The organism is Bacteroides faecis MAJ27, from assembly GCF_900106755.1.
In the GTDB taxonomy this organism is placed as follows: Bacteria; Bacteroidota; Bacteroidia; order Bacteroidales; family Bacteroidaceae; genus Bacteroides; species Bacteroides faecis.
The window spans coordinates 153,547-174,621 of the sequence record NZ_FNNN01000002.1 but is presented as its reverse complement, the minus strand read 5'-3'; the positions used below and the strand labels follow the sequence as shown (position 1 = coordinate 174,621).

23 protein-coding genes and 1 tRNA gene are annotated in these 21,075 nt (G+C 44.2%); 13 read left to right on the top strand and 11 right to left on the bottom strand.

The annotated features are described in order from the left end of the window. The first annotated feature begins 25 nt into the window (after positions 1-25). Together BLW31_RS02625 and BLW31_RS02620 are read left to right on the top strand one after the other, a co-directional pair. On the top strand, positions 26-1,219 hold the full coding sequence (locus tag BLW31_RS02625; RefSeq protein ID WP_010539273.1) for a TolC family protein: 1,194 nt from the start codon (positions 26-28) through the stop codon (positions 1,217-1,219). Between the two features lie 81 nt (positions 1,220-1,300). After that, complete coding sequence (locus tag BLW31_RS02620; RefSeq protein ID WP_010539274.1) at positions 1,301-2,119, top strand: hypothetical protein; 819 nt, start codon at positions 1,301-1,303, stop codon at positions 2,117-2,119. A 277-nt stretch (positions 2,120-2,396) separates the two neighbouring features. On the opposite strand, the gene BLW31_RS02615 is transcribed toward BLW31_RS02620, so the two are convergent. Beyond that, entirely contained in the window at positions 2,397-3,890 is a 1,494-nt protein-coding gene (locus BLW31_RS02615) for a methyltransferase RsmF C-terminal domain-like protein (protein ID WP_010539275.1), read from the bottom strand. Positions 3,891-3,997: 107 nt separating this feature from the next. Between BLW31_RS02615 and BLW31_RS02610 the strand changes: the two genes are divergently transcribed. The 6 genes from BLW31_RS02610 (at position 3,998) to BLW31_RS02585 (ending at position 9,128) form a co-directional block, all read left to right on the top strand. Next, positions 3,998-4,843 carry a DUF6249 domain-containing protein gene (locus BLW31_RS02610; RefSeq protein WP_010539276.1) on the top strand — a complete coding sequence of 282 codons (846 nt, stop codon included), beginning with the start codon at positions 3,998-4,000 and terminating at the stop codon, positions 4,841-4,843. Then, entirely contained in the window at positions 4,840-5,388 is a 549-nt protein-coding gene (locus BLW31_RS02605) for an RNA polymerase sigma factor (protein WP_010539277.1), read from the top strand. The genes BLW31_RS02610 and BLW31_RS02605 overlap by 4 nt, the downstream gene beginning before the upstream one ends. Further along, a complete protein-coding gene (locus BLW31_RS02600) occupies positions 5,372-5,701 on the top strand; it encodes a DUF5056 domain-containing protein (protein WP_010539278.1) in 330 nt (109 codons plus the stop codon). Before BLW31_RS02605 ends, BLW31_RS02600 begins: the two co-directional genes overlap by 17 nt. Before the next feature lie 821 nt (positions 5,702-6,522). Beyond that, positions 6,523-7,794 carry a cardiolipin synthase gene (gene cls, locus BLW31_RS02595; protein ID WP_010539279.1) on the top strand — a complete coding sequence of 424 codons (1,272 nt, stop codon included), beginning with the start codon at positions 6,523-6,525 and terminating at the stop codon, positions 7,792-7,794. Between the two features lie 37 nt (positions 7,795-7,831). Then, a complete protein-coding gene (locus BLW31_RS02590) occupies positions 7,832-8,626 on the top strand; it encodes a thymidylate synthase (RefSeq protein WP_010539280.1) in 795 nt (264 codons plus the stop codon). A gap of 7 nt (positions 8,627-8,633) precedes the next feature. Next, the gene (locus tag BLW31_RS02585; protein WP_010539281.1) at positions 8,634-9,128 is read left to right on the top strand and encodes a dihydrofolate reductase; all 495 of its coding nucleotides are present in this window, start codon (positions 8,634-8,636) and stop codon (positions 9,126-9,128) included. A gap of 18 nt (positions 9,129-9,146) precedes the next feature. Here BLW31_RS02585 and BLW31_RS02580 read toward each other — a convergent pair whose 3' ends face one another. Then, positions 9,147-9,626, bottom strand: coding sequence for an Lrp/AsnC family transcriptional regulator (locus BLW31_RS02580; protein WP_008761061.1), 480 nt, complete (start codon positions 9,624-9,626; stop codon positions 9,147-9,149). Between the two features lie 152 nt (positions 9,627-9,778). Between BLW31_RS02580 and BLW31_RS02575 the strand changes: the two genes are divergently transcribed. Both BLW31_RS02575 and BLW31_RS02570 read left to right on the top strand, forming a co-directional pair. Beyond that, positions 9,779-11,056: an IgA Peptidase M64 gene (locus BLW31_RS02575; protein ID WP_010539282.1), complete on the top strand. Its 1,278-nt coding sequence runs from the start codon at positions 9,779-9,781 to the stop codon at positions 11,054-11,056. Between the two features lie 169 nt (positions 11,057-11,225). Continuing rightward, on the top strand, positions 11,226-11,762 hold the full coding sequence (locus BLW31_RS02570; protein WP_010539283.1) for a GNAT family N-acetyltransferase: 537 nt from the start codon (positions 11,226-11,228) through the stop codon (positions 11,760-11,762). A gap of 111 nt (positions 11,763-11,873) precedes the next feature. Here BLW31_RS02570 and BLW31_RS02565 read toward each other — a convergent pair whose 3' ends face one another. The 9 genes from BLW31_RS02565 to BLW31_RS02525 all read right to left on the bottom strand — a co-directional run bounded on the left by BLW31_RS02565 (position 11,874) and on the right by BLW31_RS02525 (position 17,783). Beyond that, a complete protein-coding gene (locus BLW31_RS02565) occupies positions 11,874-12,344 on the bottom strand; it encodes an ExbD/TolR family protein (RefSeq protein WP_010539284.1) in 471 nt (156 codons plus the stop codon). Positions 12,345-12,347: 3 nt separating this feature from the next. Further along, positions 12,348-12,938, bottom strand: a complete 591-nt coding sequence (locus BLW31_RS02560) for an ExbD/TolR family protein (protein WP_010539285.1) — start codon at positions 12,936-12,938, stop codon at positions 12,348-12,350. 35 nt (positions 12,939-12,973) lie between these two features. Continuing rightward, positions 12,974-13,459 carry a hypothetical protein gene (locus BLW31_RS02555; RefSeq protein ID WP_010539286.1) on the bottom strand — a complete coding sequence of 162 codons (486 nt, stop codon included), beginning with the start codon at positions 13,457-13,459 and terminating at the stop codon, positions 12,974-12,976. Positions 13,460-13,465: 6 nt separating this feature from the next. Next, complete coding sequence (locus BLW31_RS02550; RefSeq protein ID WP_008766463.1) at positions 13,466-14,269, bottom strand: MotA/TolQ/ExbB proton channel family protein; 804 nt, start codon at positions 14,267-14,269, stop codon at positions 13,466-13,468. A 75-nt stretch (positions 14,270-14,344) separates the two neighbouring features. After that, positions 14,345-14,432 (bottom strand) — tRNA-Ser (locus BLW31_RS02545). Positions 14,433-14,552: 120 nt separating this feature from the next. Next, positions 14,553-15,329: a TatD family hydrolase gene (locus BLW31_RS02540; RefSeq protein ID WP_010539287.1), complete on the bottom strand. Its 777-nt coding sequence runs from the start codon at positions 15,327-15,329 to the stop codon at positions 14,553-14,555. Then, positions 15,323-16,039 (bottom strand): hypothetical protein, encoded by a 717-nt coding sequence (locus BLW31_RS02535; RefSeq protein WP_022302133.1) that lies wholly within the window; start codon positions 16,037-16,039, stop codon positions 15,323-15,325. The genes BLW31_RS02540 and BLW31_RS02535 overlap by 7 nt, the downstream gene beginning before the upstream one ends. Positions 16,040-16,054: 15 nt before the next feature. Then, entirely contained in the window at positions 16,055-17,029 is a 975-nt protein-coding gene (locus BLW31_RS02530) for a polyprenyl synthetase family protein (protein WP_010539289.1), read from the bottom strand. A 70-nt stretch (positions 17,030-17,099) separates the two neighbouring features. Further along, positions 17,100-17,783: an energy transducer TonB gene (locus tag BLW31_RS02525; protein WP_010539290.1), complete on the bottom strand. Its 684-nt coding sequence runs from the start codon at positions 17,781-17,783 to the stop codon at positions 17,100-17,102. A gap of 222 nt (positions 17,784-18,005) precedes the next feature. Here BLW31_RS02525 and cmk point away from each other — a divergent pair, with 222 nt between their 5' ends. The 3 genes from cmk to pfkA all read left to right on the top strand — a co-directional run bounded on the left by cmk (position 18,006) and on the right by pfkA (position 20,736). Then, complete coding sequence (gene cmk / locus BLW31_RS02520; RefSeq protein ID WP_010539291.1) at positions 18,006-18,695, top strand: (d)CMP kinase; 690 nt, start codon at positions 18,006-18,008, stop codon at positions 18,693-18,695. A gap of 18 nt (positions 18,696-18,713) precedes the next feature. Then, positions 18,714-19,583 carry a 4-hydroxy-3-methylbut-2-enyl diphosphate reductase gene (locus BLW31_RS02515; protein WP_010539292.1) on the top strand — a complete coding sequence of 290 codons (870 nt, stop codon included), beginning with the start codon at positions 18,714-18,716 and terminating at the stop codon, positions 19,581-19,583. Between the two features lie 172 nt (positions 19,584-19,755). After that, positions 19,756-20,736 (top strand): 6-phosphofructokinase, encoded by a 981-nt coding sequence (gene pfkA / locus BLW31_RS02510; protein WP_008761048.1) that lies wholly within the window; start codon positions 19,756-19,758, stop codon positions 20,734-20,736. Positions 20,737-21,075: the final 339 nt, after the last annotated feature.

Here is a 21,075-nt window from a genome sequence, read left to right as displayed (position 1 = left end):
AATAGAAACGAATAAAGAAAAAAGTATGAAACGAATCATCATTATAGGCTCTTTGATAAGTTGCGCACTTCTCGCCCCGACGGGCGAAGTGCGCGCCCAAAGCGGTATCGAACAGGTTTTGAAGAATATTGAAACCAACAATAAGGAGTTGCAGGCAAATGCCCAGCTGATCGCTTCGCAAAAGCTGGAAGCCAAAACGGACAACAACCTGCCTGATCCGACATTGTCTTATGCTCACCTTTGGGGCGCGAAAGATAAAAACGAAACGATTGGCGAACTTGTTGTCTCGCAAAGCTTCGATTTTCCGAGTTTATACGCCACCCGCAACAAACTGAATCGGCTGAAGGCAGGTGCTTTTGACAGTCAGGCGATCGTTTTCCGGCAGGAAAAGTTACTGCTGGCGAAAGAGGTGTGCCTGGACATTATTATGCTCCGCCAGCAAAAGCACATTCTGGAGGAACGGCTGCGCAATGCGGAAGAACTCGCCAAAATGTACGCTAAACGCCTGCAAACCGGAGATGCGAACGCACTGGAAACGAATAAAATCAATCTGGAACTGCTGAATGTCAAAACGGAAACTTCGCTCAATGAGACCGCCCTGCGTAATAAACTGCAGGAACTGAACACATTGAACGGCAACATCCCCGTAGTTTTCGAAGAAAGCGCGTATCCCGCAACGCCTTTCCCCGCCGACTATCAGATGCTGAAATCGGAAGTGCTTTCTGCCGACCGCACCCTGATGGCGTTCAACAACGAAAGCCTCGTTGCCCGCAAGCAGATCGCCGTCAACAAATCGCAATGGCTCCCGAAGCTGGAACTCGGCTATCGCCGGAACACGGAAACCGGAACTCCATTCAACGGAGTAGTAGTCGGCTTCTCCTTCCCGCTTTTCGAGAACCGTAACAAAGTGAAGATAGCCAAAGCACAAGCGCTGAACATCGACTTGCAAAAAGACAACGCCGCCCTGCAAGTGGAATCTGAACTGGCGCAGCTTTATCGGGAAGCCAAGACACTGCATACTTCGATGGAGGAATACCGGAAAACCTTTCAGGCGCAACAAGACCTCGCCCTGCTGAAACAAGCTCTGACAGGGGGACAAATCAGTATGATCGAGTATTTTGTGGAAGTATCCGTCATTTATCAAAGTCATCAGAATTATCTCCAATTGGAGAATCAATATCAAAAGGCGATGGCACGGATTTATAAAAGCAAGTTATAAATTCTTCTTTATTTCGTCTTTATGATTGAATAAATAAAAAGAATGCATTACATTTGGGGAGTATAAAAACACTAAACTATTATGAAAACTAGAACCCTCTCTTACTCCTCCATTTTGTTTTGCATTCTTCTTTTATGGAGTGCCTGCAAAGAGGATGCCGACGCTCCTCTCCGGTTTTATGACAGCAAATACGAGGTGCCCATGGGTGGAAGACGCTACCTGGGAATTGAAAGCGGAAACGGAGATTACTCACTGGAAATTGGAAATGCTCACATCGCAAGCGCCGGAACAGAAATCGGCTGGAGCGGAGTTCCTGCCGGATGCCAGATTTACGTAACCGGTATTCTCACCGGAAGCACTTACCTGAAAGTGACGGACAATGCCACACAGGAAACGTGTACCCTGCCCATCAAAGTAGTGGATAACTACGAAGATATAAATCTGATTCGCAACTCTATACGTCCCAACATAGACAAGAATCTCCTGCCCGGCATCGACGACATCTTTCTCATCAGCAACGCTGCCCGGGACGCTTACTTCTTCAAACAAGGAAAGCAAACTGCCTTTTCATCAGGACTGGAGTTAATCACCAAGGGAAGTTATGCATTGGAACAAGGAACGGAGGATAGACTGACATTAAGCCTTACTTTTTCGCTGGACGCAGCACCGCCCTCAGAACATAAATTCATCTTATGGGGAACTCCCTACTTATCTCACCGACTGGACAAGAACCTGCAACTGAACTGGGGGACACCGCCTCTCGAAGATACCCGGACATCGCCCGAGCCGCCTCCATCCTATACATTGGAAGAAATTACGGAAGGAGGAGAACCGGGAACAGGCAGACAAATCGGTTTCATGCTGAATTATAAGGAAATACCTACCGGAATACTTCCTTAAGAATGAACTAAATGAAGAATGATGAATGAAGAATTACTGTGCAGCGTGATAGCGCAGCCCATTCTTCATTCAAAACTGTACAGAAATGAACTAAATTATAAATTGAGGATTAGGCACGGATTACACGGATTTCACGGTTTTAGTGCTATGATTACGTAAAACAACCGTGTTAATCCGTGTAATCCGTGCCTAAATATATTCTTTTCTGATAAAGAATGAACTAAATGAAGAATTACTGTGCAGCGTGGATAGCGCAGCCCATTCTTCATTCTTCATTTTAAAAAGTCCGTATTTCCTCCGGCAAATACCCGCTACGGATGCGCCATTCCTGCGGATAAAGATTATTGGCCCGATTACCGATATTCTTCACAAATCCGAGAGGAATATTCCGGTAAGTAAGCAATACATAACCGCGAGGGGCTGTTTCCGACAAGGCGATAGCCTCTTTTCGTAAATAAGCGATAGCTTGTTCATAACTCACTTCTTCCGTATCAAAAGCATCCTGCCGCAAAAGTGAAGCACTCATAGCCAACGCATGAGCAGGACTCAGATCCTTTCCCTTCACCTCACCTATCAGTACACCTGCCTGCACCACTTTCAAATACTGCTTCATGGCAGCCAGCTCATCCATATATTGCTGCGGAAAGGCTTTTACCTCTTTTTCTTCCGCCAACAGAGCATATCTTTCAGCATTTTCACTGTTCAGCCAACTGCCTGCCAACGTCCTATTTTCTTTCGAAACAGGAGAAGAAGTCACCGCCCCTCCTTTCTTATCTTTCTTCTTTGCAGCCTTCACTTTGGAAAAAGAAAATACAACATTCTCCTCCTCTTCCACTTCCGGTTTGCGAAGTGCGGCCAAAAAGAAACCTTCGCCTTTTGTCTTATGGGGAAGGAAATGATAGACAGGAAAACCCTTCAGAGACTCGCCCTCTCCACCGAGTAAATTCCCCGTTATATTCCACTCTTCCCGGACATCCAAAGGCAGCAGTTCGGCACCAAATTCTTCCTGAATCCAGCGTACGTTCTCTTCATCTTCTTTGGTATTATAGGTACACGTACTATAGATCAATATACCTCCCGGTTTCAGACAAGGCCAAATGTCCGCAATAATCCGCCGCTGACGCTGCCAGCAGATTTCTACGTTTTCCGGGCTCCACTCCTCCACAGCTACGGGATCTTTACGAAACATTCCCTCACCCGAACAGGGAACATCAGTCAGAATGACGTCAAAGAAAGACGAAAGTGCCGAGAAATCAGCCGGATCATTATTGGTTACGACCACATCCGGATGTCCCCACTTAGTCAGATTCTCCGCCAGCACCTGAGAACGGTTTCGGATCACCTCATTCGCCACAAGCAGACTTCCTTCGGGAAGCACACTACGCGCATGAGTAGACTTCCCGCCGGGCGCCGCACAAAGATCGAGCATCATCACCGGAGCACTGACATATTGCCGCAACACCTGCTCCACAAACATGGACGACGCCTCCTGCACGTAATAACAACCGGCATGAAACAACGGATCGAACGTAAACGTCAGACGCTCATCAAGGTAGTAGCCGCCGGATGCCCAAGGAACTTTGTTTAATGAAGAATGATGAATGAAGAATGAAGAATGGGCTGCGCCGGCATTTTGTGAAAGTGCTCCCAACTTTTCATTCAATCGAATGCTGACAGGAGGTTCTTGCTGCAAGGCGACAGCCAGTTTTTCATATTCTTCGTTGCCCAACAAGGCGCGGGTGTAGTCGATAAAAGAAGCGGGTAAATTCATTTTTCATTTATTAATTCCTGCAAATATCAAAAATATTTCGTCTCTTTGCAACTTTCTGACATACGAACTACGTCTAACAGACAAAGAAACAAATAAAAAATAATCATATGAAACGAATTGTAATTGCTTTACTGGTCCTGATGACCATTTTTTCTCTGGCAAATGCCCAGAAACAGACCACTGTTATCAACGATTCTACCGGAAACGTAAAAGTGACCGTAACCAAGGACAAAGATGCAAAAACAAATGCCGGCAATACTGCCGTGACAGTAGTCGGTATGGATGACGAAGACGCCGATACCACCCATGTAAGTACAAGCAAAGCGAGCACCCCTCGCGGACCGCACGGAAAAGCAAGTATCTCCATCGTTTCTGACGATGACGACTTCCCGTTCAATAATTTCGGAAATGCAGTCGGAGGAGGCATTCTGGTAGCCATTATCAGCATCATTGCCATTTTCGGAATGCCGGTATTCATCATATTTGTAGTCTTCTTCTTCCGCTACAAGAACCGGAAGGCACGTTATCGCCTTGCCGAACAGGCACTTGCAGCCGGACAGCCGCTGCCGGAAGGATTCATCCGGGAAAGCAAACCGACGGATCAACGCACGCAAGGTATCAGAAACACCTTCACAGGCATCGGACTCTTCATATTCCTCTGGGCGATTACCGGCGAATTCGGAATCGGAGCGATCGGACTGCTCGTTATGTTCATGGGAATCGGGCAATGGCTGGTCGGCTACAAACAACAAAATAACCAAGAGTCCACCTACCGGACCTCATTCACAGACAGAGAGAAAAACGGCAGGAACACCGGAACCGGCAATTTCAACACTCGCTTCACCGAAGAAAAAAACGAAGCTGTCAATACAGAGTCAGAGTCCGCCACCGAGAGGAACGAAACAAGAATCCCGGAGAAAAACGACGAAGAGAAGAACGAAGAAAATAAATGAGCCAACTCAACGATATATCACTAGTCGCACAGGTCGTGGTGTTCAAAAACACCAGGGCCTTCGACCAGTTGGTGCAAAAGTACCAGTCGCCTGTCAGACGTTTCTTCCTGCATCTGACCTGCGGTGACAACGAATTGAGTGACGATCTGGCGCAAGATACCTTCATCAAAGCATACACCAATCTGGCTTCTTTCCGAAACTTGTCGAGTTTCTCTACGTGGCTGTATCGTATTGCTTATAATATATTTTATGACTATATTCGCAGCCGAAAGGAGATGGCGGACCTGGATACCAGGGAAGTAGACGCTGCCAACTACACGGAACAAGCGAACATAGGGCAGACAATGGATGTTTATCAGTCACTCAAATCGCTGAAGGAAGTGGAACGAACCTGCATCACGCTGTTTTACATGGAAGATGTAAGCATCGACAAGATTGCAGGAATCATGGGAATACCGGCAGGAACAGTGAAAAGCCACCTGTCGCGTGGAAAAGAGAAATTAGCAACGTATTTAACAAGAAACGGTTATGACGGAAATAGATAATGATAAACTTCTGAAAGATTTCTTCGCAGAGAACAAGCGGGAAATAGCCGACAACGGATTCAGCCGTCGCGTCATGCACCAACTGCCCGATCGCAGCAATCGACTGGCACGTCTTTGGACGCTATTTGTAATGACAGTAGGAGCAGTGCTCTTCATCACTCTGGGCGGACTGCAAGCTGTATGGGAAACACTGAGGGAAGTACTGATCGGCATGATCAACCACGGTGCAGCCAGCCTCGATCCGAAATCAATCATCATTGCAACGGTCGTCCTGCTTTTCATGGCCGGACGGAAAGTAGTATCGCTGGCATAACAAGCATTGCCGTACCTTGTGCCAACGGCTTGTCACAGTTGTGCCATTGCATTGGCACAGCAGTGCCATCGCGGTGGCACAACTGTGACAGCCCGTTGGCACAACCCTGACACCCGAAGGGAACAGCCGTGACAAACCTTGGCACTGCTGTGACACTACGACGGAAGCAGAAACAGAAAGCTTTGTAAACAGGTAAAGAACTTATTGACACCTATTTACAAAGCTTTTACCGGATCAATCTGAAACCCCGGTTGTTTTCTGATTGTTTCTTTCTGTACGGAAATGAACTAAATTATAAATTGAGGATTAGGCACGGATTACACGGATTAACACGGTTGTTTTACGTAATCATAGCACTAAAACCGTGAAATCCGTGTAATCCGTGCCTAAATATATTCTTTTCCGATTCGTTTTGAATCGACTTTAGACATAAGAACAAAAGAACATATTTCCTGCATAGCTTTTATAGCAAATTTGTTCTTTGGGGCTTATGTCTAAAAAAAGAATCATTAGTTCATATCAGCACAGTATGGAGTTCAAACAGGGTTTCCGGACTGCCCCCTTTTACCTTTTCCTTTCCCCCCCAAAAAAAGGAAAAAACAGACGAGTGCTTATTACATCGGACTCAAGTTATCATTGAAGAAACATTAGAATAGAGAGCAGTCTGATCAGCTCCTATTACACCGGGCTCCGTTATTATTGAAGAGATTCCCTGTTGTTTTTTCTGTTAAATTATAATAAATATATCCTTATCTCCCGATAGCTCCAAACATAGATGTTGTATCTTTGTTACCTTGTAAACTAAAATAGCGAGAAGAGTTTTGAAACTACGTATATTTATTTTATTCCTGTTTTTGTCTTTATTCCGTGCTCAAGCGGATGTCATCGACAGTTTGATGACACACCCCAGAGACTCTATAGCCCTGACAAGCGATTCCCTTGTATTACGTTTCTTGTCAGAGTCGGGGATTCCTATATCCGACAATAACAAAGTCAAGCTGCTAAAAAGCGGACGAGAGAAGTTTATCGATTTATTCAGCGCCATCCGTGAGGCCAAACATCATATCCACCTGGAATATTTTAATTTCCGCAACGATTCGATAGCCAATGCGTTATTTGCCCTACTGGCCGAAAAAGTGAAAGAAGGGGTGGAAGTACGGGCCATGTTCGATGCGTTCGGCAACTGGTCGAACAACAAACCGCTCAAAAAAAAGCATCTCAAGAAAATACGCGAACAGGGAATCGAGATTGTCAAATTCGATCCGTTCACCTTCCCATATATCAACCATGCGGCCCACCGCGACCACCGGAAAATAGCCGTTATCGACGGTGAAGTCGCCTATACGGGAGGAATGAACATCGCCGACTATTACATCAACGGACTCCCCAAAATCGGTACATGGCGTGATATGCACATGAGAATCGAAGGGGATGCTGTCAATGATCTGCAAGAAATATTTCTCACCATATGGAACAAAGAGACTAAACAAAACATCGGTGGCGAAGCCTACTTCCCCCTCCACAAGGGGCAGTCGGACAGCACCCAGGTAGTAGTCGCCATTGTCGACCGTACACCGAAGAAAAACAGCCGCATGCTCAGTCATGCTTATGCGATGTCCATCTATTCGGCACAAAAGAACGTGCACATCGTCAATCCGTATTTCGTACCGACTTCCTCCATCAACAAAGCGCTCCAGCGCACGATCGAACGTGGTGTAGATGTGACAATCATGGTTTCTTCCGCCTCCGACATCCCGTTTACACCGGATGCCGCCCTCTACAAACTCCATAAACTGATGAAGAGAGGAGCCACTGTATATATGTATAATGGCGGCTTCCATCATTCTAAAATAATGATGGTCGATGACATTTTTTGCACAGTAGGCACCGCCAACCTGAACAGCCGCAGCCTCCGGTACGACTACGAAACGAATGCTTTCATCTTTAACAAGGAAATCACAGGGGAACTGAACGAAATGTTCCGGAACGATATAGAGCATTGTACGCAACTGACACCCGAGTTCTGGAAAAAGCGCTCACCGTGGAAGAAGTTCGTCGGATGGTTTGCCAATTTATTCACTCCATTTTTGTAATTTTGCATCGCACCCATTTATTGGAAAATTATTCGCTATGAAACAATATTTAGATTTACTCCATCGCGTACTAACCGAAGGAACGGAAAAAAGTGACCGCACAGGAACCGGAACGATCAGCGTATTCGGGCATCAGATGCGTTTCAACCTCGACGAGGGTTTCCCATGTCTGACGACTAAAAAACTACATCTGAAATCAATCATCTACGAGTTGCTCTGGTTTCTGCAAGGGGATACGAATGCGAAATATCTGCAAGAACACGGCGTGCGCATCTGGAACGAATGGGCGGACGAAAACGGTGACTTAGGACATATCTATGGCTATCAATGGCGTTCGTGGCCCGACTACGACGGTGGATTCATCGACCAGATCAGCGAAGCCGTAGAGACCATCAAGCACAATCCCGACTCCCGCCGTATCATTGTAAGTGCTTGGAATGTAGCTGATTTAAAGAACATGAATCTCCCTCCTTGCCATGCCTTCTTCCAGTTTTATGTGGCAGACGGTCGGCTGAGTCTGCAACTTTATCAGCGCAGCGCGGACATATTTCTCGGAGTTCCGTTCAACATCGCATCATACGCGCTCCTGTTGCAAATGATGGCGCAAGTAACAGGACTGAAACCGGGAGACTTCATTCATACACTCGGTGATGCCCATATCTACCTGAACCATCTGGAACAGGTTAAATTACAGCTCAGCCGCGAACCACGCGCATTGCCTCAAATGAAGATTAATCCGGATGTGAAGAGTATTTACGACTTTAAGTTCGAAGACTTCGAACTGGTGAATTACGACCCGCATCCACATATTGCCGGAATAGTAGCGGTATAAAAAAGACATGAGTAAAGTATCAATCATCGCCGCCGTAGACCGTCGAATGGCTATCGGCTTTCAGAATAAACTGCTTTTCTGGTTGCCCAACGACTTGAAACGTTTCAAAGCATTGACCACCGGAAACACGATTATCATGGGAAGAAAAACCTTTGAATCGCTCCCGAAAGGGGCGCTGCCCAACCGCAGGAATATTGTGTTATCCTCCCGACCGGAAACAGTATGTCCCGGTGCAGAAGTCTTTCCATCACTGGAAGCAGCCTTGCAAAGTTGCAAGGAAGACGAGCATATATATATCATCGGAGGCGCAAGCGTTTATAGACAGGCACTTCCCTTTGCCGATGAGCTTTGCCTGACGGAAATAAATGACCTTGCTCCCGAAGCTGATGCCTTCTTCCCGGAAGTATCTCCCGCTCAATGGCACGAAAAAAGCAGAGAGGCTCATCCTGTGGATGAGAAACATCTCTGCCCGTATGCTTTTGTAGATTACGTGAAACAGTAAGTCTGTTATTTAATACAATTAATCTTCATCTTCTATGTCGACCATAATGGGCATCTGCCGCTTTATGGCTTCATGGAAGGAGATCAATGTTTCAGTACGCGCCAACCCCAGAGGCTGCAACTTATCATGGATGATACTCAGCAAGTGGTGATTGTTCTTCGCGTAAATCTTGATAAACATATCATATTTACCTGTAGTGAAATGACATTCGACTACTTCCGGAATTGCTTCCAAAGCTCTTGTTACCGAATCAAAGGATTCCGGATCTTTCAGATATATACCGATATAAGCACAAGTTTCATATCCTATCTTCTCAGGATCGATGACATATTCCGACCCTTTCAATATTCCCAGATTAGTCAACTTCTGAATGCGCTGGTGGATAGCCGCCCCGGAAACGTTACATGCTCTGGCTACTTCCAGAAAAGGAATACGCGCGTTCCCTGCTATTAATTTCAGAATTTGCTCATCTAAAGCATCTAATTGATGATGTCCCATTTTTGAATCAAATTGTTTTAATCAATGAATCTTTCATGCAAAGTTAGCTATTTTTCGGCAACAAATACTATGATTTATTACTTTTATTTGCAAATATCGAATAAGTCAACAATAGTTCGTACCTTTGTGAAAAACATAAATATACTATTTATATGAAACAAATTTGCAGTATTCTTCTTTTTTTCCTGGCATCAGCAGGAAGTTATGCGCAAAACTTTGCAGATTATTTTCAGAATAAAACGCTGAGGGTGGACTACATTTTCACCGGAAACAATAAACAGCAAGCCATCTATCTGGATGAGTTATCACAACTTCCTTCCTGGGCAGGTCGTGAGCATCATCTGTCCGAGCTTCCGCTGGAAGGCAACGGGCAGATCATCGTAAAAGATCTCGCTACGGGACAATGTATTTATAAGCATTCCTTTTCTTCACTGTTTCAAGAGTGGTTGTCCACCGATGAAGCCAAAGAAACGGCACGGGGCTTCGAAAACAGTTTCTTACTTCCCTATCCCAAACAGCCGGCAGAAGTAGAAGTTGTTCTATTTACTCCCCGCAAGGAAGTGATGACCAGTTTTAAGCATATTGTCCGCCCGGAAGATATTTTGATTCACAAACGCGGAACAACACATGTCACCCCACATCGATACATGCTTCGCAGCGGTAACGAAAAAGAGTGCATAGATGTAGCTATCTTGGCAGAGGGATATACGGAAAAAGAAATGAATGTATTCTATCAGGATGCGCAGAAAGCCTGTGAAAGCCTGTTTTCTCATGAACCATTCCGGTCAATGAAAAACAAGTTCAACATAGTGGCTGTAGCCAGCCCGTCTATTGACAGCGGAGTCAGTGTGCCCCGCGAGAATCAATGGAAGCACACGGCTGTTCATTCCCATTTTGATACTTTTTACTCAGACCGTTATCTGACTACAAGCCGGGTGAAAGCCATCCATAATGCCTTGGCAGGTATTCCTTACGAACACATTATTATTCTTGCCAATACAGATGTGTACGGTGGAGGAGGAATCTACAACTCATATACGCTGACTACTGCTCACCATGCCATGTTCAAGCCAGTAGTAGTCCACGAATTCGGACATAGTTTTGCGGGCTTGGCGGATGAGTATTTTTATGAAGACGATGTAATGACGGACACCTATCCGCTGGATGTAGAACCATGGGAACAAAATATCAGTACGCGGGTAAACTTCGCCTCAAAATGGGAGGATATGCTTGCACCGAATACACCTGTCCCCACCCCTGCCACACAGCACCAAAGCTATCCGGTAGGTGTATATGAAGGCGGTGGTTACTCAGCCAAAGGCATATACCGTCCCGCATTCAATTGCCGTATGAAAACGAACGAATATCCCGAATTTTGCCCGGTCTGCCGGCGTGCTATCCAACGGATTATCGAGTTCTATGTTCCTTAGTCACAGGCAGTCATAAGAATTCGATCAGAAATCTTATGTATCCGATATAAAAAAACAACCGATATAAAAACAACCGGCATCATAACAACTGGTATAAAAACAACTAATATAAAAACAACTGATATAATAACAGAAAAGCAATATTGTCAAACTTAAAAACCCAAACCGTATGATCAGATTTCAACCGATTACTACATCGGACGTGCAACATTACAAATTTATGGAAGAACTTCTTGTCGAATCGTTTCCACCGGAAGAATACCGCCAACTGGAGCATCTTCGTGAATACACAGACCGGATAGGCAACTTCCATAATAATATCATTTTTGATGATGACCTGCCTATCGGCTTTATCACATATTGGGACTTCGACAGATTCTACTATGTAGAGCATTTCGCCACCAATCCGGCATTGCGCAACGGAGGTTACGGCAAACGCACTTTAGAGCACCTGTGTGAACACCTAAAATACCCCATTGTTCTGGAAGTGGAACGCCCGGTAGAGGAGATGGCTAAACGCCGTATCAATTTCTACCAACGCCATGGATTCACACTTTGGGAAAAAGATTACTATCAACCACCCTACAAAGCAGGAGATGACTTCCTGCCCATGTATCTGATGGTGCACGGTAATCTGGATGCAGAAAAGGATTATGAAGAAATAAGACATAAACTTCACACAGTAGTTTATGGAGTCAAAGAATAAAGCAACTTGAAATATAAGTTCAGGCAAAACCTGACAAAATACAAACAGCATCAAAAAAGAAAGGGTGTCCAATTGCTTGGACACCCTTCTCTTATATATCAAATTAACTGTTTATTTCTCACCACGTTTAGTAGACGAATAGTTAATCTTCAAAGCGTAAGATTTTCTAAGAGCATTCTTCACGTCAGTGATAATACCCATTTTTGTTTTTTGGTCTACTTTCAGAGACACAGTCATCTTAGCTTGGTCACCCTCATTCATACTTGCGCGTTCCTGGAAAATGAAGTCTTGTACTTCGCCCACTTCAGCGTAGCTGTCGTTGAGCTGAATACGACTTTCAGTACCCATTTTCGCACGATATTCCTGAGTCGGTTCACCCACATAAATGAATGTTACCAGTGATTTCTTCTCCAGTTTTTCGAGCTCAGTACCTTCCGGAAGTGTGAACTGTACTTTTAAAGTAACCTCACGCATTGTTGTTACAATCATAAAGAAGAACAACAAAGTAAAGATAAGGTCAGGCAATGAAGAAGTATTCAATGCCGGCATTTCACGTTTACCAGTTTTATTAAATTTTCCCATTACTTACCTCCTTTCTCCGTATTTTTTAGGTTCTGCCTCAGAAATTCTCTGCGGATAGATTTCACGAATTGCTTTTTGCTGTTCGTCATTCAATTCCTCATAAGGTCTCTGCCATTTCTGAAGAGCTAATTCATTTCTCAATTCATTGTATGCAGCAACAAGTTCGTTCTGCACGCTGATATATGCCTGATAAGAAGACCCGCGGTCATTCTGCAAAGAAATTACGTGCTTGTCGTTAACGAGAGTCGTACCAAAAAATTCCACATTCTTCTGTGTCTTTTCAGGCATATGCTCCGCATTACCGGCATTCGCAATAAATTCTTTAGCTCTTTCTCTCAGCTGATCAACACCGATATAATCATTACCGCACATCAAAGCATCATCCTTATTCAAGTATACCTGCAAAATGTTACGTTCTTTAATCTTATCCGTATTCTTTTGATCTTGATCTTCGGGTGGTGGAGGCAAAAGTCTTGCCAAACCACGGTCTGTATCCATTGATGTTGTAATCAAGAAGAAGATCAGCAACAAGAAAGCGATATCCGCCGTAGAACTTGAGTTAATATCAGGAACTTTTCTTTTTCCTCTTGCCATTGTTATTACTTATTAAATTGAGTATCCTCAATTGATTATGATATTTTTTTCTTTATGCCACTCGCGATGATTGCAACGATTGTTACAAACAACAGGATGTAGATGGAATAAAGGAACATATCAGTTATTTTCAGCCAGAAAGGAACGTTGTCACTACCATCATAACCAGGAATATTCATCGGTGTTCCGTCACCCATAGCCCAAGCTACAACTAAAACAACAACCAAAAGAACCAAACCAAGCAAAGACTTGATAGCGCCTGCCGGATTATCTTTCAAAGCTGCACCAAATTGGAATACAGCAGCAATAATAGTGGCTGCAACAGCTAAACCAAACAAAACATACATCAAGTAGAGTAAGGCATCTGTTTGAGCCGGCTGCCACATTTCGGGATCTACTCCCGGAATTACTGCATCGCCTGTAGCGTCTCCTCCGAAGAAGAAGATACCCATTACGATCAGTATGATGGCAAACATCGCATACAGCGCGTAGTACGATGCTTTATATGTTAACTTACTCATTTCGAATTATTTTTTGTATTTCAGATCATATTTGATTACCATGTCAAGCAAAGAGATAGAAGAATCTTCCATTTCGCTTGTAAGAGCTTCAATCTTAGCAAGTACGTAGTTGTAGAATACCTGAAGAATCAAAGCAACGATCAAACCGAAGATAGTTGTAATCAAGGCAACTTTCATACCACCTGCAACAACCGTCGGAGAGATATCACCTACCTGCTGGATCTTATCAAATGCCTGCACCATACCGATTACAGTTCCCAAGAATCCGAGTGACGGAGCCATTGCGATAAACAGTGTGATCCATGAACATCCTTTTTCAAGGTAACCAGCCTGTACACCACCGTAAGATACTACTGACTTCTCAACTACGTCGATACCCTGGTCGATTCTCATCAAACCCTGATAGTAGATAGAAGCAACAGGACCTCTGGTGTTACGTGCGATGTCTTTAGCAGCTTCAACATCACCTTTTTCCAAAGCAGCTTCGATAGATGCCATGAATTTTTTTGTGTTGATTTCAGCCAAGCTCAAATAGATGATACGTTCGATACAGAAAGCCAAACCGATTACCAAAGCAATAGCAACCAAACTCATGAAAGATGCAGTACCTTCGATGAATTTAACTTTGATTTCTTTGTGAATACCACCTTCTTCTGCAGCAGGGGCAGCAGCCGGAGCAGCTTGAGCAGCAGCAGGAGCAGCTTGTTGTTCAGTTTGTTCTGCTGCAGGAGCGTCTTGAGCCTGAGCAAGTTGAATTGAGCCAAATGTAAAGGCCCCAATCACAGCAACAATTGCAAATAACTTTTTCATTGTGTGTCTAATTTTTAAGATTAATTAATTGATTATTATTTATTGTATTTACTTCACGTTTCAACTTTTGTTTTGCGGAGAGACGGGGATTCGAACCCCGGATACACTTTTGGCGTATACACGCTTTCCAGGCGTGCCTCTTCAACCACTCGAGCACCTCTCCTTATGAGTTTTCCGCATTTTCAGCTACAAATGTATCCTTTTTTTTCTTTTCCTAAAGCATTATCCCTTTTTTATCTTAAATAAATACTGCAAATTAATATAATTTAAAACCTTTGGAACCTTATTTGACCATTCCGAACACTTTTAGTGCATTTTCGGAAGTGGCTTGTGAAAGGTACTCCGGGGTGGTCTGATATATTTCAACCAGCTTCAGGAAGGTATCGCGCACATTCGCGCTTTCATTTCTTTTTCCCCGATTGGGTACAGGGGTCAGATAGGGGGAATCCGTTTCAAGCACTATTCGCTCCAAAGGTACCGTCAACAAGGCTTCCGGCAGAGAGGATTTCTTGAAGGTGACCACTCCGTTGATTCCCAACATAAAACCGTCAAACTCCAGTAATCGGGCTGCTTCTTCCGCACTCCCGGTGAAACTATGAAAAATACCGGTCAAAGCTGTGTTTTTATAAGGTTGCATCACCTTATATATATAGTCGGATGCTTCCCGCGAATGGATCACAATAGGTAATTTATATTCGAGCGCCCACTCTATCTGTTTCTCAAAAACGTACAATTGTTCGTTCAAAAATGTTTTATCCCAATACAAGTCAAGTCCGATTTCTCCAATGGCCACAAAGTGATGAGGGGCTTCCAAACGCTCCCGGACAATTGCCATCTCCTGTTTATACGACTCGTTCACCGAAGTAGGATGGAGCCCGATCATCGGATAACAATATTCCGGATAATCCGCGCAGACCGACAGCATCGGTTCAATTGTCGTACTGTCAATATTGGGCATGAAAATACGCGAAACGCCGGCTTGCCGCGCACGCTCCATTACCTGTGGCAGGTCATCGGAAAATTCTTCTAAAAACAGATGGGAATGAGTATCTATTAACATGATAATTCGCTTTCTTCTTTCACTTTCTCATTGGAGCGGTAATAATATACCAGCCCATAGTCACGACATTTTTCCAATCGGGTTTCATTGGGATTTATTCCCTGAAACTTGGCTTCCACCTGATTCCATATATCCAGAATCAGTTCATCAGCACGGTCACGCATCGAGGCCAACTCATCCAAGCTCCGGTTTGTTGCGGACTGGTATCCTTTCTGACGTTCATAGCTATCCAGAAAAATATCGTAATGCACTTTTACGCGTGCAATAGTCGGGTTATAAATGGGGATTCCCCCTTGAGAGATTCGCCGCTGCTCGCCATCAATGATTTTCCTCCCCCACTCTACCAAAGATGCTTCGCTTAATAAATCCGGCACCACATTCGCTTCGGGAAGCCCATACAGTTCTTTATGCACCGGTTTGATCTCATCACGGAGCACTGCAAGATTGAGCACCTGAATAAAGTGAGAAATATACAGCCGTGCCATTCTCACATTCGCCTGATGCTTGCGACTGGCTCTCGACTGATTATCATAACATTGTGTATAGTAAATTTGCGCAGCTTCAAACTTCAACAGAAAATTACGGGCATCAAATAATGTTTTCAATGAGATAGCCAGATCCCGCACATTATACACATCACCCTTCTCGACCGCTGCTTTCAGCGCCCGTACTCTGGCTTGATCCGTATTTGGCAATCGTCTGTAAGGCATTTCTCTCCCACTTTACTACATTTCCCGATACATTAGCAATTTCACTAAACTTTTAAGTTCTTTTTTCTTCTCTCCGGCAACCGCAACTGCCTCAAGGCTTTCCATAGCAAGTGTATAATACTCACGCATTTTGTTTTCACAAACGCTGCGGATAGCCAGCTGATTATAGATTTCGGTAACTGCCGCTATTTTTTCTGCCGGCTGACAATTCTCTGCATTCAGCCAACCGTTCAGTTCTTCCTGCTGCTTTCCATCTGCGCGTTCCAGTGCTTTGATCAGCATGTATGTCTTTTTATTGCAAAGGATGTCTCCACCGATTTTCTTTCCGAACACTTCCGGATCGCCATAAACATCCAGTAAATCATCCTGCAACTGGAATGCAACTCCTATTTGTATTCCGAAATTATAAAGATTCTCCGCGTCAGCGGCAGATGCTCCTGCCAGAATCGCGCCAATCTTCAGGCTTGCGGCAAGCAATACAGCTGTTTTCAAACGAATCATCTCAATATATTCGTCCTCTGCAACATCGCTGCGCGACTCAAATTCCATATCCAACTGCTGTCCTTCACAAATCTCCAATGCAGTCAGACTAAATAAGTCAACAACTTCTTTCAAGTGCTCCGGTGCACAGCCGGCTATATACCGGAAAGCCAATATTAACATGGTATCGCCCGACAAAATAGCAGTATTATCGTTCCAGACTTTATGCACAGTCGGCTTTCCCCGACGCATATCCGAGCGATCCATCAAATCATCATGCAACAAAGTGTGGTTATGATAAACTTCGATACCAGTAGCTGGGTCATAAATAGACGAAATATCTTCCTTATACAGATTATATGCCATCAGCATCAATACAGGACGTATCCGCTTCCCCCCCAAAGAAAGGATGTATTCGATTGGTTCATAGAGTCCTTTCGGAGTCCGGGTTATCTGAAGTTCAGAAATATGGTTATTTATTTTATCAAGTAATTGAGATGCTGTAAACATGATGAAAATGAAGATTAATGAATAAAAAGAGGCTGCATTCGCAGCCTCTTAAATGTATTGGTGTTACAAATTACTGCAATCTGAACATTACAGGAACTGTAAATTTAACGCGAACCGGTTTACCACGCTGCATACCTGGTTTCCACTTCGGCATCGTGTTGATCACACGGAGAGCTTCTTTATCCAGATACGGGTCTACACTACGTACAACTTTTGCATCTACGATACTACCGTCTCTGTTCACAACGAACTGTACGATAACACGACCTTGAGTACCATTTTCCTGTGCGATAGTCGGATATTTAATGTTTTTAGCCAGATACTGCATCAATGCTGCTTGTCCACCCGGGAAGTCCGGCATGTTTTCTACCACTTCAAAGATAGTCTGTTCTTCCGGCTCTTCTTCAACTACTTGCACCGGTACGTATTTTACTTCTACTTTCGGTGTGTTATCCTCATTAAGAATGGTAGTTGATTCTTCAATATCTGCCTTATCATCGACAATTTCCAGCAATTCGGCCACCTTCGGAGCCTCGGGTGGTGGTGGTGCTGCTTGTTCAGGGGTTTCGGTAATAGGAATGATTTCCTCTTCAAAAACGACATCAGCTACTGCCTGGCTTGTATCGATTTTCACATCACGCTGGGTCCATTCGAACGCCACGAACATAAAAGCCAATACCACCACGTAACCGATCAGCAGCCATGTGGACTTCTTTCCTTCCAGGTCTGCCTTGGGTGATTTTTTAACTTCCATAATTTTGTTAATATAATGATTAATAAAAAAAAGTGTCTTCCTATGTGTCTCTGGGCAAATATAGTACATTTTCAGATAACCGTCCGTCTCTTCGTCTCTTTTTATCCGGCTTTTTAACTTTTTTAATTCTTTCATACTCATTCAGTTGCTTTTACAGTCAAATCTATGGCGGATTTTCAAAATAAGCGTATCTTTGGCGAGTAAAATAAGAACCAGATAAATATGAAAAAGATAACAATCGCAATCGACGGTTTTTCGTCCTGCGGAAAAAGTACAATGGCCAAAGACCTCGCCCGCGAAGTAGGATACATTTATATAGACAGTGGAGCCATGTACCGCGCAGTCACCTTATATAGTATTGAGAACGGGATATTCGACGGAGATGTCATCGATACGGAGAAGTTGAAAAAAGCAATCAAGGATATTCAGATTTCCTTCCGTCCGAATCCGGAAACGGGACGCCCGGACACTTACCTCAACGGGGTGAATGTGGAGAATAAAATCCGTACAATGGGGGTTTCGTCAAAGGTCAGTCCTATCAGTGCGCTTGATTTTGTACGCGAAGCGATGGTGGCACAGCAGCAGGCCATGGGAAAAGAAAAGGGAATTGTGATGGACGGACGTGACATCGGGACCACCGTTTTTCCGGATGCGGAACTGAAAATATTCGTAACGGCTACTCCGGAGATTCGTGCCCAACGCCGTTTTGACGAACTGAAAGCAAAGGGACAGGAAGGCAGTTTTGAAGAAATTCTGGAAAACGTAAAGCAACGGGATTATATCGACCAGCACCGCGAAGTGAGCCCATTGCGTAAGGCAGATGACGCTTTACTGCTCGACAACTCCAATCTGAGTATTGAGCAACAGAAAGAATGGCTGTCGGAACAGTTCGGGAAAATTGTTAATAAGTAGAGGACAGAAGTTGAGTGTATGATAAAAGTAGAGATAGATGAAGGGTCCGGCTTCTGCTTCGGGGTGGTCACAGCCATCCACAAAGCGGAAGAAGAACTGGCAAAAGGAGAAACCCTCTATTGCCTGGGGGATATTGTACACAACAGCCGGGAAGTAGACAGGCTGAAAGCGATGGGACTGATTACCATCAACCGCGATGAATTCAGACAATTACGCAATGCCAAAGTGTTGCTCCGTGCGCACGGAGAGCCACCGGAAACTTACCAGATTGCCCAAGAAAATAACATTGAAATCATCGATGCTACCTGCCCGGTTGTACTGAGACTCCAAAAGCGCATCAAGCAAGAGTTCCGAAAAGAAGACTTTGAAGAAAAGCAAATTGTTATCTACGGCAAAAACGGTCACGCGGAAGTGCTGGGACTGGTGGGACAAACGGGTGGCCAAGCCATTGTCATCGAAAGTGCGGAAGAAGCCAAAAAGCTTGATTTCAGCAAAAGTATCCGGCTTTTCTCGCAGACCACCAAATCTTTGGATGAGTTTCAGGAGATTGTGGAATACATCAAACACCACATTTCACCGGATGCCACTTTCGAATATTATGATACGATTTGCCGCCAAGTTGCCAACCGTATGCCCAATCTCAGAGAGTTTGCGGCTACACACGATCTTATCTTTTTCGTCAGCGGAAAAAAGAGTTCGAATGGGAAAATGCTTTTTGAAGAATGCCTGAAAGTGAATGCGAACTCACACCTGATCGACAATGAGAAAGAAATCGACCCTTCTTTGCTTCAGAATGTGGAATCTATCGGAGTATGCGGGGCGACTTCCACTCCCAAATGGCTGATGGAAAAAATACATGACCATATCCGGCTATTAATAAAAGATTAACAATGTGTCAAAGGACCGGTATTTTCTCCCTCCCAAAAGAATAAAAAGAAAGAAAGAAGGAACAATTTGAATATTTTTAATGGTTTCGACACACGAAAAAAAACTTATGAAACACCGCTTTCAACTTTTTGTTGTACATTTGCCACGTCAAACTAATTAATGAAAGATTGTTATGGGAACAGTTAAATGTATCGGTATTTTGACTTCCGGAGGTGATGCCCCGGGTATGAATGCGGCTATCCGCGCAGTAACACGTGCGGCTATCTACAACGGACTACAAGTAAAAGGTATATATAGAGGATACAAAGGTCTGGTGACAGGCGAAATCAAAGAGTTCAAGAGCCAAAACGTAAGTAATATCATCCAACTGGGCGGAACGATTCTGAAAACAGCCCGTTGTAAGGAGTTCACTACACCGGAAGGTCGCCAGCTGGCTTATGATAATATGAAGAGAGAAGGCATTGATGCTTTGGTCATCATTGGTGGTGACGGTTCACTGACAGGTGCCCGAATCTTTGCGCAGGAATTTGACGTTCCGTGTATCGGACTTCCGGGAACGATTGACAATGACCTCTATGGCACAGATACCACCATCGGATACGATACAGCATTGAATACCATTCTGGATGCAGTAGATAAAATCCGCGACACCGCCACTTCACACGAACGTCTGTTCTTTGTAGAGGTGATGGGACGTGATGCCGGATTCCTCGCACTGAATGGTGCCATCGCGTCGGGAGCTGAAGCAGCCATCATACCGGAATTTAGTACGGAAGTCGACCAACTGGAAGAATTTATCAAGAACGGATTCCGTAAATCAAAAAACAGTAGTATCGTGTTGGTAGCGGAAAGCGAACTGACAGGTGGTGCCATGCACTATGCGGAACGTGTAAAAAATGAATATCCGCAATATGACGTACGTGTAACGATCCTGGGACACTTGCAGCGCGGTGGCAGTCCTACAGCTCACGACCGTATTCTGGCAAGCCGCTTGGGTGCCGCTGCTATCGACGCTATCATGGAAGACCAGCGTAATGTAATGATAGGTATCGAACATGATGAAATCGTTTATGTACCATTCAGCAAGGCTATCAAAAACGATAAGCCAGTCAAGAGAGATCTGGTCAATGTACTGAAAGAACTTTCTATTTAATAGAGACTGTCAATAGAACAGAAGCTTATTTTTATAAAGGTAATATAAAGAACGGTGGACGAATTGAGCTATTCAATTGTCCACCGTTCTTATTTCAATCCATCCTATATCCGGATCAATCCGAAAACCCGGTTGTTTTCAGTTTGTTTCTTTCTGTACAGAAATGAACTAAATTATAAATTGAGGATTAGGCACGGATTACACGGATTTCACGGTTTTAGTGCTATGATTACGTAAAACAACCGTGTTAATCCGTGTAATCCGTGCCTAAATATATTCTTTTCCGTACAATATGGAGCTCAAGCCGGTTTTTCGGACTGACTCCTATATCCATGCCAC